General features: G+C 68.5%; 16 protein-coding genes. 11 read left to right on the top strand and 5 right to left on the bottom strand.

Features of this window, described 5'->3' with window-relative positions; translation table 11 throughout:
• Positions 1 to 105 precede the first annotated feature (105 nt).
• The gene (locus AC1DW3_RS16710; RefSeq protein ID WP_477932880.1) at positions 106 to 645 is read right to left on the bottom strand and encodes an Mpo1 family 2-hydroxy fatty acid dioxygenase; all 540 of its coding nucleotides are present in this window, start codon (positions 643 to 645) and stop codon (positions 106 to 108) included.
• A gap of 103 nt (positions 646 to 748) precedes the next feature.
• Between AC1DW3_RS16710 and AC1DW3_RS16705 the strand changes: the two genes are divergently transcribed.
• Positions 749 to 1,363 (top strand): YceI family protein, encoded by a 615-nt coding sequence (locus AC1DW3_RS16705; RefSeq protein ID WP_477932878.1) that lies wholly within the window; start codon positions 749 to 751, stop codon positions 1,361 to 1,363.
• On the opposite strand, the gene AC1DW3_RS16700 is transcribed toward AC1DW3_RS16705, so the two are convergent.
• The 4 genes from AC1DW3_RS16700 to AC1DW3_RS16685 all read right to left on the bottom strand — a co-directional run bounded on the left by AC1DW3_RS16700 (position 1,349) and on the right by AC1DW3_RS16685 (position 5,169).
• The gene (locus AC1DW3_RS16700; protein ID WP_477932876.1) at positions 1,349 to 1,849 is read right to left on the bottom strand and encodes an N-acetyltransferase family protein; all 501 of its coding nucleotides are present in this window, start codon (positions 1,847 to 1,849) and stop codon (positions 1,349 to 1,351) included. The genes AC1DW3_RS16705 and AC1DW3_RS16700 overlap by 15 nt on opposite strands.
• Before the next feature lie 91 nt (positions 1,850 to 1,940).
• The gene (mobA, locus tag AC1DW3_RS16695) at positions 1,941 to 2,501 is read right to left on the bottom strand and encodes a molybdenum cofactor guanylyltransferase MobA (protein ID WP_477932874.1); all 561 of its coding nucleotides are present in this window, start codon (positions 2,499 to 2,501) and stop codon (positions 1,941 to 1,943) included.
• On the bottom strand, positions 2,494 to 3,603 hold the full coding sequence (moaA, locus tag AC1DW3_RS16690) for a GTP 3',8-cyclase MoaA (RefSeq protein ID WP_477932872.1): 1,110 nt from the start codon (positions 3,601 to 3,603) through the stop codon (positions 2,494 to 2,496). The genes mobA and moaA overlap by 8 nt, the downstream gene beginning before the upstream one ends.
• A gap of 45 nt (positions 3,604 to 3,648) precedes the next feature.
• Positions 3,649 to 5,169: a methyl-accepting chemotaxis protein gene (locus AC1DW3_RS16685; RefSeq protein WP_477932870.1), complete on the bottom strand. Its 1,521-nt coding sequence runs from the start codon at positions 5,167 to 5,169 to the stop codon at positions 3,649 to 3,651.
• A 107-nt stretch (positions 5,170 to 5,276) separates the two neighbouring features.
• Here AC1DW3_RS16685 and AC1DW3_RS16680 point away from each other — a divergent pair, with 107 nt between their 5' ends.
• The 10 genes from AC1DW3_RS16680 (at position 5,277) to AC1DW3_RS16635 (ending at position 13,023) form a co-directional block, all read left to right on the top strand.
• Complete coding sequence (locus AC1DW3_RS16680) at positions 5,277 to 6,206, top strand: carbohydrate kinase family protein (protein WP_477932868.1); 930 nt, start codon at positions 5,277 to 5,279, stop codon at positions 6,204 to 6,206.
• 74 nt (positions 6,207 to 6,280) lie between these two features.
• A complete protein-coding gene (locus AC1DW3_RS16675) occupies positions 6,281 to 7,084 on the top strand; it encodes an enoyl-CoA hydratase-related protein (protein WP_477932866.1) in 804 nt (267 codons plus the stop codon).
• Positions 7,084 to 7,512 (top strand): hydroxyphenylacetyl-CoA thioesterase PaaI, encoded by a 429-nt coding sequence (gene paaI / locus AC1DW3_RS16670; protein WP_477932864.1) that lies wholly within the window; start codon positions 7,084 to 7,086, stop codon positions 7,510 to 7,512. The genes AC1DW3_RS16675 and paaI overlap by 1 nt, the downstream gene beginning before the upstream one ends.
• Positions 7,509 to 8,807, top strand: a complete 1,299-nt coding sequence (gene paaK, locus AC1DW3_RS16665) for a phenylacetate--CoA ligase PaaK (RefSeq protein WP_477932862.1) — start codon at positions 7,509 to 7,511, stop codon at positions 8,805 to 8,807. Before paaI ends, paaK begins: the two co-directional genes overlap by 4 nt.
• A 10-nt stretch (positions 8,808 to 8,817) precedes the next feature.
• Positions 8,818 to 9,822, top strand: a complete 1,005-nt coding sequence (paaA, locus tag AC1DW3_RS16660) for a 1,2-phenylacetyl-CoA epoxidase subunit PaaA (protein ID WP_477932860.1) — start codon at positions 8,818 to 8,820, stop codon at positions 9,820 to 9,822.
• On the top strand, positions 9,822 to 10,115 hold the full coding sequence (paaB, locus tag AC1DW3_RS16655; RefSeq protein WP_119042409.1) for a 1,2-phenylacetyl-CoA epoxidase subunit PaaB: 294 nt from the start codon (positions 9,822 to 9,824) through the stop codon (positions 10,113 to 10,115). Before paaA ends, paaB begins: the two co-directional genes overlap by 1 nt.
• Positions 10,115 to 10,879 (top strand): 1,2-phenylacetyl-CoA epoxidase subunit PaaC, encoded by a 765-nt coding sequence (paaC, locus tag AC1DW3_RS16650; RefSeq protein ID WP_477932858.1) that lies wholly within the window; start codon positions 10,115 to 10,117, stop codon positions 10,877 to 10,879. Before paaB ends, paaC begins: the two co-directional genes overlap by 1 nt.
• Positions 10,879 to 11,346, top strand: coding sequence for a 1,2-phenylacetyl-CoA epoxidase subunit PaaD (paaD, locus tag AC1DW3_RS16645; RefSeq protein ID WP_477932856.1), 468 nt, complete (start codon positions 10,879 to 10,881; stop codon positions 11,344 to 11,346). The genes paaC and paaD overlap by 1 nt, the downstream gene beginning before the upstream one ends.
• Before the next feature lies 1 nt (position 11,347).
• On the top strand, positions 11,348 to 12,406 hold the full coding sequence (paaE, locus tag AC1DW3_RS16640) for a 1,2-phenylacetyl-CoA epoxidase subunit PaaE (RefSeq protein ID WP_477932854.1): 1,059 nt from the start codon (positions 11,348 to 11,350) through the stop codon (positions 12,404 to 12,406).
• Positions 12,406 to 13,023 carry a TetR/AcrR family transcriptional regulator gene (locus tag AC1DW3_RS16635; RefSeq protein WP_477932852.1) on the top strand — a complete coding sequence of 206 codons (618 nt, stop codon included), beginning with the start codon at positions 12,406 to 12,408 and terminating at the stop codon, positions 13,021 to 13,023. Before paaE ends, AC1DW3_RS16635 begins: the two co-directional genes overlap by 1 nt.
• Positions 13,024 to 13,036 lie beyond the last annotated feature (13 nt).

Below are 13,036 nucleotides of genomic sequence, written 5' to 3'. Positions count from 1 at the left end.
GCTCCCAAGCCGGCCCGCCGTTGGCGATGTGCGTGCGGCTCGATGCCGCATGCATCGCCGTCCCCTCGGGGGACCGGCCAAGGTAGTCCTTGGACGAGGGGCTCACTAAACGGGGTGGGCGAGGTCGCGCAGGTGGGTGGGACCGACGCGGCGTTCGATCTCGGCCAGCAGCGGGCGGCCCCAGCCGAGCATGAACATGCCCTCGCCGACGACGAACATCGGGCCGACGAGCAGGCCGACGAGATCATCGACAAAGGCGGGCTTCTTGCCTTCGTAGTAGTGGCCGATGAACTGGAAGACCCAGCCGACGACGAAACTGCCGACGCCGATGAGCAGCCAGCTCGCCGTCGAGCCCTGGGCGGCCGTCATGGCCAGCGCCGTCAGCACGCCGTTGACGATGGCCGTCGCGGCGCCGAGCACGAGGTTGCCGCGGGTGAGGTACCAGAGCGCGCTGATGGCCCAGAGCACGATGGCGGCGTTCATGGGCGCGTTGCCCACGTTGAACTCGGCGCGCGCCAGCAGCACGCTGATGGCGAAGACGATGAGGGGAATGCCGACGAAGTGGGTCGCGATGTTGCGACGGTCACGGTGGTAGGCGGCGTACTGCGCCATCAGGTCGAGGGCGGGGCGGAACAGACTGGCCATGTGGGGGCTCCGTTGAGGAGGATGGTGGCTATGCTAGTCCAGCATGGCGCCCGGGCGCTGTGCCCAGGTTGACAAAACACTCCAGGAAACCCCCGAATTGAGCGTGCTTACGACGTCTGGCCGACGCCTGTTGCTGGCCTTGGCACTTGCCGGCCTGGCCAGTTGCGCCAGCGCTCCGCCTCCAGCCGCGCGGTCCGAGGCTGCGGCTGCGGCTGGCAGCGCGCTGCGCATCCTGGTTTTTCGGGGCGGCACGGCGGCGCGGCTCGGGCACAACCATGTGCTGGGCGCCGCGGATCTGCGTGTGGACTGGCCGGCGGCCGGCCCGGTGCTGAGTTTCCGGCTCGATGCGCTGGACATCGACCCGCCCGCCCTGCGCGCGGCCCTCGGCACGGCGTTCTCGAGCGCCGTGGACGACGAGGCCCGGGCCGGCACTCGGGCCAATCTGCTGAAGGCGCTGGACGGCGCGGCTCGGCCCGAGGTCGTCGTGCGCACGCTGCAGCAACTGGGCGAGGGCAGCCGGCGCGCCGTCGAGGTCGAGATCACGCTGCATGGCGTCACGCGGCGGCAGTGGTTTGTGGCCGAGGTGGCGGCCAAACGGGCGCGTGGTGAGGTCGTCATCCGCCAGAGCGACTTCGGCATCCAGCCCTTCACGGTGCTGGGCGGGCTGCTGGCGGTGCAGGACGCGCTGGTGGTGCAGTTCGAGCTAGTCGAGCCGTAAAACCATCAAGTCCTTGGCCAGCCTGCGCCCGTCGGGCAGGCGTATCGCGTCCGCCAAACATCCGTACCGCACGAAGCCCTGACTCTCGTAGAGGCCGATGGCACCGCGGTTGGTGGACGTCACGCTCAGCGTGACCTGGGCCAGGCCGGGCGTGGCCTTGAGCTTGGCGATGGCCGCGACAAGCAAGGTTCGCCCGATGCCGCGGCCGCGATGCGTGTCAGCCACCATCATGCCGATCAGGTGGGCGATGTGCTGCACCTTCAGGCGCGGCGAGCGCTCGCAGGTGAGGGCGCCGACGAGGCGGGCGTCGTCCAGGGCCACCAAGGTGAACAGGGTTTCGCCGTTGCTGCCACCGGACAGGCGGTTGCGGTAGCTCGACAGGTCGCGTTGGCCCTCGGTCTCGGCATCCGACGTGAAGGCTTCGGGGTGGCCGGCCAGCATCGCGTCGCGCAGCGCCTTGTAGGCGAGCAGGTCGGGCTCGAGCATGGGACGGATATGGGCGGCGCCCGGCCGCCCGTAGCCGCCGGCGCGCCCCCCCGGGGGGCAGCTCGCATCGCGAGCGTGGGGGCCAGTGTCATTAATCATGCAGATCGGCGAGGTGGTTCAGGTTGGCGAAGGCGGTCTCGTCGCCGAAGTGTGCGACGCCGTGGGGTTGGCTGCGCATCCAGCCGAGCACGGCCCGACCGGCGGCGGCCAGATGGGCCCTCAACGGTTCGCGCAGGCGGGCATGCAGCAGCGCGTGGGTGGGGTGCTCGCGCGCGGCGCGGGCGAAGGCGAGGCCGTGGGGCTCGGCCGCGGCGAGCAGGCGCTGGGCCAGGTCCAGGGGCAGGCGAGGGCAGTCGCAGGGGGAGGTCAGCAGCCAGGCGTCGTCGGGGATGGCGTCGAGGCCGGCCAGCATGCCGGCCAGCGGACCGGCGAACTCGAGGCCGGGCGGGTCGGCCAGCACCTCGTGGCCGAGGGCGGCATAGGTGTCGAGATTGCGGTTGGCACTGATGCGCAGGACGCTGGCCTGCGGGGCCAGGCGTTCGAGGACGTGGGCCACGAGAGGCCGGCCGTCCAGCATCTGCAAGCCTTTGTCCAAGCCCCCCATGCGGCTGCCGCGGCCGCCAGCCAGCACCAGGGCGTGAAGCTCAGCCACCGATGTAGTGCATTTCGACGCGACGCTCGTCAGTCGGCGTGGTCTGGCCGCTGCCGCGCAGCTGTGAGTAGCGGTCCGTGCGCCCCGTCCACACGCCGGCGACGGCGCTGGCGAGCTGGCCGTCGTCGACCGGCTCGGCCCCGCGCAGCAGGCCGCGCAAATCATGCCCGCGGTGGGCAAACAGGCAGGTGTAGAGCCGCCCCTCGGTCGACAGCCGCGCGCGGTTGCAGTCGCCGCAGAAGGCCTGGGTGACCGAGGAGATGAAACCGACTTCGCCGCTGCCGTCGGCATAGGCCCAGCGCTCGGCGGTCTCGCCCGCTGCGCTGTGCGACAGCGGCGTCAGCGGCAACTCCGCGGCGATGCGGCGCTGCACCTCGCTGCTCGGCAGCACCTGGTCCATGCGCCAGCCGTTGGTGGCGCCGACATCCATGTATTCGATAAAGCGGAGCACGACACCCGTGCCCTTGAAGTGGCGGGCCATCGGCAGGATCTGGTCGTCGTTGACGCCGCGCTGCACCACCATATTGACCTTGATCGGCCCCAGGCCCGCCGCCTGCGCGGCGTGGATGCCGTCCAGCACATCCGCCACCGGGAAGCCGACGTCGTTCATGCGCTGGAAGACGGCATCATCCAGGCCGTCCAGGCTGACCGTCAGGCGCTTCAGCCCGGCGGCCTTCAGCGTGGCCGCCTTCTTCACCAGCGTCGAGCCGTTGGTCGTCAGCGTCAGGTCCAGTTCGCGGCCATCGGGCGTGCGCAGCTCGGCCAGCATGGCGATGAGGGTTTCCAGCCCGCGGCGCAGCGTCGGCTCGCCGCCGGTGATGCGCAGCTTCTCGACGCCCAGGCCGACGAAGGCCCGCGCCAGGCGCTCGATCTCTTCAAAACTGAGCAGCTGGGCATGGGGCAGGAATTCGTGGTGCTTGTCGAAGACCTGCTTGGGCATGCAGTAGCTGCAGCGGAAATTGCAGCGGTCGGTCACCGAGATGCGCAGATCGCGCAGGGGCCGGCCCAGCGTGTCCACCAGCGGCCCCTCCGCCCGCGGATGCGGCGCCTTCAGCCGCGCCAGCGGCGGGCTGAAGACGAGGGGGGCTTCACGCACATTCATGGGCGGATTTTGGCCCGTTATGAGCACCCCCAGGCATGCAAGGGCTCAGAGCCGGAAGCGGCTGACCGTTTTGGACAGGCTTTCCGCCTGCTGGCGCAGCGATTCCGCCGCCGCCAGCGCTTCTTCCACCAGCGCCGAGTTCTGCTGCGTGCTGCGGTCCATCTCCGCAACGGTCAGGTTGACCTGGGCGATGCCGGCGCCCTGTTCGCTGCTGGCGGTGCTGATCTCGCCGATCATGGTGCTGACGCGCTGCACGCTGCTGACCACCTCGCGGATCGTGATGCCGGCCTGCTCGACCTGGGCGGAACCGGTGCTGACCTTGGCGACGGAGTCGTCGATCAGGCCCTTGATTTCCCGCGCCGCCGCGGCGCTGCGCTGGGCGAGGGAGCGCACCTCGGCGGCCACGACGGCAAAGCCGCGGCCCTGCTCGCCGGCCCGTGCGGCTTCCACTGCGGCGTTCAGGGCCAGGATGTTGGTCTGGAAGGCGATGCCGTCGATGGTGCCGATGATGTCGACGATCTTGCGCGACGAGGCCTCGATGCTGCCCATGGTGCCCACCACCTGCTCGACGACGGCGCCACCCTTGCGGGCCACCTCGGACGTGCCGCGCGCCAGCTGATCGGCCTGGGCGGCGTTCTGGGCGTTCTGCTGCACCGTCGAGGTCAGCTCCTCCATGGATGCGGCGGTTTCCTCCAGCGATGCGGCCTGGGCCTCGGTGCGGGCAGACAGGTCGCCGTTGCCGGCGGCGATCTGCGCCGACGCGGTGCTGATGGAGTCGCTGGCCTGGCGAACCTGGCCGACGAGCGAGGCCAGGTTGTCGCGCATGGCGCGGATGGCGTGCAGCACGCTGGCTTGGTCGCCCGGCCGCACGTTCACCTCGGTGCCCAGGTTGCCCTCGGCGATGCGGCCCACCACTTCGGCCGCGTACTGGGGCTCACCGCCCAGTTGGCGAAACAGCTGCGTCACCGTCGTCCAGACCAGGCCGGCCACGATGGCCATCAGCACCGCGGCGATGGCCAGCAGGATGGCGGTATTGCGCCAGAAGGATTGCTCGATGTCGTCGATGTAGTCGCCGAAGCCGATGGTCCAGTCCCAGGGGGCGAACTTGATGACGGCGTAGAGCTTCTCGACCTCGTCCTTGCTGCCCGGGCGCGTGCCCTGGGCGACGACGGTGCCGATGGTCTTGCCCTGCAGGGCGGCGCGGTAGCGCTCGCCAGCCTCCTTGCCGCCCTTGGCGTCGACGATGCCGACGCGCTTGGGGTTGGGATGCACGAGGTTGACGTCGTCCGTGTAGCCGCGCACGAAGAAGTAGAGATCGTCGCGGTGGAAACTGGCGATGGCGCGCTTGACCTCGGCCTGCGCATCTTCCCGGCTCATCTTGCCGGCCTGCTCCAGCGCATGGCCCTTCTCGGCCGCCGCATGGGCCAGCGTCACCAGCGTGGACAGCTGCGCCACGCGGTCGGCCATCATCGAGCTGCGCAGCGTCGACAGGGCCACGCCGGCGAGGATCAGCATGCCCAGCAGCGTGACGGCGCACAGCATCATCATGCGGGTACGAAGCTTCATGGAACCTCCTCGGCTGTTTTGTCCATCCTAAGCAGTCGGGACGCTTCTTCCCCCTGGGGCTTGCCAGCGCTCGTGCGGCCCGGTTGAATCAACATATGAGCGCCGTGATGCATCCCGACCTGCCGCATTTCGTCGCCTTTGGCGAGGCCCTGACCGATTTGATCCGCACGGGCCCGGACCGCTGGCGCAGCGCCTGTGGCGGTTCGCCCTGGAATGTGGCGGTGGCGATGTCGGCCCTGGGCCAGTTGAGCGCCTTTGCCGGCGCCATCAGCCAGGACCCCTTTGGCGCCGAGATCTGGCAGTGCAGCCAGGAAGCCAATCTCGACATGCGCTTCATCCAGCAACTGCCGCGGCCGCCGCTGCTGGCGGTCGTGCACGAGGTCGATCCGCCGCGCTACTTCTTCATCGGCCAGGACAGCGCGGATCTTCATTTCCGCCCCGAGGGCCTGCCCATGGGCTGGACGCGCTCGCTGCGCTGGGCCCATTTCGGCAGCCTGGGCCTGGTGCGCCAGCCGCTGGCGGGGCGGCTGCTGTCGCTGGCGGAAGCCCTGAAGGCCGAAGGGCGGCTGATCAGCTATGACCCCAACTTCCGCGCGCCGCCCATGGACGCCAGCTATGACGACACGCTGGAGCAGATGTGCCGGCTGGCCGACGTCATCAAGGTGTCCGACGAGGACTTGCGCGGCCTGTTTCGCCTGCCCGACCACCGCTCCGGCCTGGCCCAGATCGCCGCCTGGAACCCCGGCGCCTGGCTGCTGCTGACGCGCGGCGGGGAGGGGGCGACGCTGTATCACGGGGTGGAGGAAGCCACCGGCCTGCCACCGCGGGTGGACGTGGTCGACACCGTGGGTGCCGGCGACACCGCCCTCGCGGGCCTGCTGGACAGCCTGATGCGAGACGCCGGCGCGCCGGCCGAGGTGCATCTGCGCTGGGCCCTGGCCGCCGGGGCCGCGGCCTGCACCGCGCCCGGCTTCGCGCCGCCGCGGCCGGGCCTGGTGGCAGCCCTGGCCGATGACGTCGAAATCATCAAAGACTAGGGTTTTCCCGCGCATGACTTGATCCGGATCAAGCTCGCTTCTACGATTAACCGACCGGTCGGTAGAGAAATTCCATGTCCGAACACCTGATCCAGATTGAACAGCATGGCGCCGTGCGCCTGCTGCGCCTGAACCGCCCCGAGGCGCTGAATGCGTTCACGGCCGCCATGCTGGGCCAGCTCCGCCAGGCGCTGGAAGCGGTGGCCGAGGATGGCGGCACGCGCTGCGTGCTGATCACGGGCGCCGGCCGCGCCTTCAGCGCCGGCCAGGACCTGGCCGACCCGCATGTGGCGCCCAGCCGCGAGGCCGGTGCGGCTCCGAAGGACATCGGCCACATGCTGGACCACTACTACATCCCGCTGGCGCTGCGGCTGCGCAGCATGCCGGTGCCGGTGGTTGCCGCCGTCAACGGCGTGGCGGCCGGCGCCGGCGCCAACATGGCCTTCGGCTGCGACCTGGTGCTGGCCGGCGAGAGTGCCAGCTTCATCCAGGCGTTTGCCAAGATCGGCCTGCTGCCGGACTGCGGCGGCACCTGGCTGCTGCCGCGCCTTGTCGGCCGTGCCAAGGCGCTGGAGCTGGCCCTGCTGGGCGACAAGCTGAAGGCCGTGGATGCCGAGCGCTTTGGCCTGATCTCGCGCGTCGTGCCCGATGCCGAGTTGCCGGACACGGCCATGGCCACCGCGCAGAAGCTGGCCGGCATGCCGACCCGTGCGCTGGTCGAGACGCGCCGGGCGCTGGACGAGGCGCTGAAGCTCGACTTCGAGCCGGCGCTCAAGCGCGAAGCCACGCTGCAGAGCCAGCTCGGCTTTGCCTACGACTACCAGGAAGGCGTGGCGGCCTTCATGGACAAGCGCAAGCCCGAGTTCAAGGATCGCTGATGGATGCGCAAGCCGTTGCCGAGAAAGTGCGTGACGTCATGCTGGCCGACGATGCGGCGAGCAAGATGCTGGGCATGCAGATCACCGAGGTCGCGGCGGGCCGCGCCGTCGCCACGATGACGGTGCGCGCCGACATGCTGAACGGCTTTGCCATCTGCCATGGCGGCCTGATCGCGACGTTGGCGGATTCGGCCTTCGCTTTCGCCTGCAACGCCCGCAATGCGCTGACGGTGGCGTCGGGTTTCGGCATCGACATCCTGAAGTCGGCCAAGCTCGGCGACGTGCTGACCGCCACGGCCGAGGAAACCTCGCTGGCGGGTCGCACCGGCCTGTACGACATTGCAGTGAAGAACCAGAACGGCGACCTGATCGCCATGTTCCGTGGCCGCTCCTACCGGCTGGGCGACAGAAAGGTGTTCGAAGCATGACTGTCAAAAGCCCACGCCCCGGTGAGCTCGAAGCCATCGAGACCGCCAGCCGCGACGAACTGGCCGCGCTGCAACTTGACCGCCTGCGCTGGAGCCTGCAGCACGCCTACGACAACGTGCCGCACTACAAGGCCAAGTTCAGCGAAGCCGGCGTGCATCCGTCCGACCTGAAGACGCTGGCCGACCTGGCCAAATTCCCCTTCACGACCAAGCACGACCTGCGCGCCCAATACCCCTTCGGCCTGTTCGCGATGCCGCGCGAGAAGCTGGCACGCATCCACGCGTCATCCGGTACCACGGGCAAGCCCACGGTGGTTGGCTACACGCTGAAGGACATCGACAACTGGGCCAACCTCGTCGCGCGCTCCATCCGCGCCGCGGGTGGTCGCGCGGGCGACCTGGTGCACGTGGCCTACGGCTACGGCCTCTTCACCGGCGGCCTGGGCGCGCACTACGGCGCCGAGCGCCTGGGCTGCACCGTCATCCCGATGAGCGGCGGCCAGACCGAGAAGCAGGTGCAGCTCATCACCGACTTCAAGCCCGACATCATCATGGTCACGCCCAGCTATATGCAGGTGCTGATCGAGGAGTTCGCCCGCCAGGGGCTGGATGCCAAGGCCTCGTCGCTGAAGGTCGGCATCTTTGGCGCCGAGCCCTGGACCGAGGCCATGCGCAAGGAGATCGAGGCCGGCGCCGGCATCGACGCCGTCGACATCTACGGCCTGTCCGAAGTGATGGGCCCGGGCGTGGCCAGCGAGTGCATCGAAAGCAAGGACGGCCCGGTCATCTGGGAAGACCATTTCTATCCCGAGATCATCGACCCGGCCACCGGCGAAGTGCTGCCCGACGGCAGCGAAGGCGAACTGGTGTTCACGTCGCTGTCCAAGGAAGCGATGCCCGTCATCCGCTACCGCACGCGCGACCTGACGCGGCTGCTGCCGCCCACCTCGCGCAGCATGCGCCGCATGGGCAAGATCGTCGGCCGCAGCGACGACATGCTGATCATCCGCGGCGTCAACCTGTTCCCGACCCAGGTCGAGGAGCTGGTGCTGCAGGAGAAGGGCCTGGGCGGGCAATACCAGCTCGTCGTCACGCGCAACGGGCCGCTGGACGAACTGCTGATCCGCTGCGAGCTGGCGCTGGGCGCCACCGATGACGGTATTGGTCGCAGGCTGTCCGAGCGCATCAAGAACCTGATCGGGGTGACCGCCACGATCAGCGTCGAGCCGAACAATTCCATCGAACGCACGCTGGTCGGCAAGGCCCGGCGCGTCGTGGACCAACGCAAGAAGTAAGGAGCGAGCGATGTACACGCAAGCGATGGACCTGATGGCCCGCGAGGCCAAGGTGAAAGTGGTGAAGTCCGCTGAGGACCTGGCCCGCGAGGAAGCTTTCGAAGCCCGCATAGCCGCCGGTGAGTTCATCGAGGCCAAGGACTGGATGCCCGACCACTACCGCAAGACGCTGGTGCGCCAGATCAGCCAGCATGCACACAGCGAGATCGTCGGCATGCTGCCCGAGGGCAACTGGATCACGCGCGCGCCCACACTCAAGCGCAAGGCGATTCTTCTCGCCAAGGTGCAGGACGAGGGCGGCCACGGGCTCTATCTCTACGCCGCCGCCGAGACCCTGGGCACCAGCCGCGACGAGATGACCGAGGCGCTGCTGTCGGGCAAGGCCAAGTACAGCTCCATCTTCAACTACCCCACGCTGACCTGGGCCGACATCGGCGTCATCGGCTGGCTGGTGGATGGCGCGGCCATCATGAACCAGGTGCCGCTGTGCAGGTGCTCGTATGCGCCGTATGCACGGGCCATGATCCGCGTCTGCCGCGAGGAAAGCTTCCACCAGCGCCAGGGCTATGAGAGCCTGCTGACCATGATGACCCACGGCAACGCCGCGCAGAAGGCCATGGTGCAGGACGCTGTGAACCGCTGGTGGTGGCCGTCGCTGATGATGTTCGGCCCGGCGGACAAGGACTCGCCCAACTCCGAGCAGAGCATGCGCTGGGGCATCAAGCGCGTCACCAACGACCAGCTGCGCCAGAAGTTCGTCGACGCGACGATTCCGCAGGCCGACATCCTCGGCGTGACCGTGCCGGACCCGGCGCTGAAGTGGAATGCCGAACGCGACGCGTATGACTTCGGCGAGATCGACTGGGCCGAGTTCTGGCGCGTCGTCGGCGGCGAAGGCCCCTGCAACCGCGAGCGCCTGGCCGCCCGCAACAAGGCCTGGGACGACGGCGCCTGGGTGCGCGACGCCGCACTGGCGCATGCCCGCAAGCAAGCCGTTAAACAAGAGGCAGCGTGATGAGCAATCCGAAAAACGAATGGCCGCTGTGGGAAGTGTTTGTCCGCAACAAGGCGGGCCTGGACCACAAGCATTGCGGCAGCCTGCATGCGCCCGACTCGGCCATGGCCATCCAGATGGCGCGCGACGTCTACACGCGCCGCCAGGAAGGCACCAGCATCTGGGTCGTGCGCTCCGAGCAGATCGTCGCCAGCGACCCGACCGAGAAGGGCAGCCTGTTCGACCCGGCCGACGACAAGGTCTACCGCCATCCGACGTTCTATGAACTGCCGGACGAACTGAACCACATGTGATGGACGCCAAGCTCACCTACGTGCTCCGCTTGGCGGACACCTGCCTCATCCACAGCCAGCGGCTGTCCGAATGGGCCGGCCACGCGCCGGTGCTGGAGGAAGACCTGGCCCTGCCCAATATCGCGCTGGACTTGCTGGGCCAGGCGCGTGCGCTGCTGACCTACGCCGGTCAGCTCGAAGGCGCCGGCCGCGATGAAGACCAGCTCGCCTTCCTGCGCGAGGAGCGCGACTACCGCAACATCATCCTCGTCGAACTGCCCAATGCGGCGGCCAGCCCGAGCGATGGCGGCGGCGGGCGCGACTTTGCGCTGACCGTGCTGCGCAACACGGCCGTGGCGATCTGGCTGGAGCTGCTGTACGAGCGCCTGCAGACCAGCCTCGACACCGAGCTGGCGGGCATCGCTGCCAAGTCGATCAAGGAAGTGCGCTACCACCGCCAGCACTCCGGCGACTGGGTCGTGCGCCTGGGCGACGGCACGGTCGAGTCGCAGGCGCGCATGCAGGCCGCGCTCAACCTGCTGTGGCCCTATTTCAACGAGCTGTTCGCGGCTGATGGCGTCGATGGCGTCGGCCCCGCATGGAACGAGCTGGAGCCCGGATGGCGCGCCCGCTGGGCCACGCTGATGGCGGAAGCCACGTTGACGCTGCCGCGCGAAAGTGCCATGCAGCCGCGCGGCATCGACGGCATCCACAGCGAGCACATGGGCCACATGCTGGGGACGATGCAGCACTTGCAGCGCAGCTACCCCGGCGGAGTCTGGTGATGAATCTCACCGCCGCGCGCGCCAAGCTCAATGCCGTGCCCGACCCCGAGATCCCGGCGGTCAGCCTGGTGGAGCTGGGCATCGTGCGCGAGCTGCGCGAGACGGCGTCGGGCGTCGAGGTGGTGCTGACGCCGACCTACAGCGGTTGCCCGGCCACCGAGCTGATCGCCGACGACGTGCGTGCGGCGCTTGCCGAGTTCGGCGACGTGACCGTGACGATGCAGCGTGCGCCGGCCTGGAGCACCGACTGGATCACGCCCGAGGGCCGCGAGAAGTTGCAGCAATACGGCATCGTGCCCCCACAGTGCAGTGGCGAGCAGGCGATCCGCATCGTGCCGCGGCTGCGCTGCCCGCGTTGCGACAGCGGCCGCACCGAACAACTCTCCCGCTTCGGCTCCACCGCCTGCAAGTCCACGTGGCGCTGCATCGAGTGCCTGGAACCTTTCGAATACTTCAAGCCGATCTGAGATGGCACTCCACTTCCACCCCCTGCGCGTGACCTCCGTCGAGCGCGACACCGATGACGCCATGGTCGTCGGCTTCGAGGCGCCCGCCGACGGCTTCGGTTTCGAGCCCGGCCAGTACCTGACACTGCGCGCCAGCGTCGGCGGCCAGGAGCTGCGTCGCAGCTATTCCATCTGCTCGGATCACCGCCTGCAGGTCGGCATCCGCCGCGTCGATGGCGGCGCCTTCTCGACCTGGGTGCATGAGCAGCTCAAGGCCGGCGACGTCATCGAGTCCTATCCGCCTCAGGGCCGCTTCGTGCTGTCCCAAGCCGGCGAAAGCCGCCATGTGCTTTTCATCGCCGGCGGCTCGGGCATCACGCCCATCATCGCCATCCTGACCGCGCTGCTGGAGCGCGAGCCGACGGCCCGCGCGACGCTGATCTATTCGAACCGCCGCACCGCGTCGACGATGTTCAAGGAAGAACTCGAAGACCTGAAGAACCGCTTCATGACGCGGCTGTCGCTGCACCTGGTCTTCAGCCGCGAGGTGGTCGACGCGCCGCTGTACGGCGGTCGACTCGATGCCGGCAAGCTCAGCGCCTTCCTGGCTGGCCCGGTGCCGGCGGGCAGCGTGGACGAGGTCTTCATCTGCGGCCCGTTCGAGATGAATGACCAGGCCGAGGCCGCGCTGCTCGGCTCGGGCATCCCGGCCGAGCGCATTCACATCGAGCGCTTCGGCACGCCGGAGACGCTGTCCGGCAAACCCGTGCCCCACGAGGTCAAGCCGGGCGATGCGCCCCAGGCCCGCGTCACCGTCATCCGCGACGGCCTGTCTCGAGAAATAGAGTTCCACTCCACCGACCCCAGCTTGCTCGACGCCGCCGCGCGCGAAGGCATGGACGTGCCCTTCTCCTGCAAGAGTGGCGTCTGCTCTACCTGCCGCTGCAAGCTCATCGAGGGCGAGGTGCGCATGGACAAGAACTTCGCGCTGGACAAGGCCGAGGTTGCCGCGGGCTTCATCCTCAGCTGCCAGGCCCATCCCTTGACGGAGCGGGTCGTGATCTCTTTCGACGAACGCTGATGGCCAGAAAAAGAGCCCCCGGTTTTGAAGCCCAGCGCGAGGACATCCTCGCCGCCGCCGCCCGCCTGTTTGCCGAGCAGGGCTTCAGCGCCACGTCCATGAACCAGGTCGCCGAGGCCTGTGGCGTGGCCAAGCCGACGCTGTACCACTACTTCCAGGACAAGCAGGAGCTGCTCGCGCAGATCTGCGACAACCATGTGCATGCGCTGCTGGCCCTGGTCGAGGAGATCAAGGCCCAGCAATTGCCGCCCGATGCGCAACTGCGCGCCCTCATCGAGCGCTTCACGCGCTCCTATGCCGATGCCCAGGCCCAGCACCGCGTGCTGACCAGCGAGATCAAGTTCCTGGCCGATGCCGAGCGCGAGCGCCTGCTGGACGTGGAGCGCCGCGTCGTGAGCGAATTTGCGGCGGCTGTCAGCCTGGTGCGGCCGGAGTTGCGCGAGGCCAATCTGCACAAGCCGCTGACCATGCTGCTTTTTGGCATGATCAACTGGACTTTCACGTGGCTGCGTCCCGACGGCGAGTTGTCGCACGAGGCGCTCGCGGCCCTGGTCAGCGATCTGTTCTTTGGCGGTCTGGGCGCCGTGCAACTGCGCCAGCCCGCCTTCATCCCATAACCCCGATGACATC

This window comes from Roseateles sp. P2_H4 (assembly GCF_056403315.1).
This window is presented reverse-complemented; position numbering and strand designations above follow the sequence as displayed.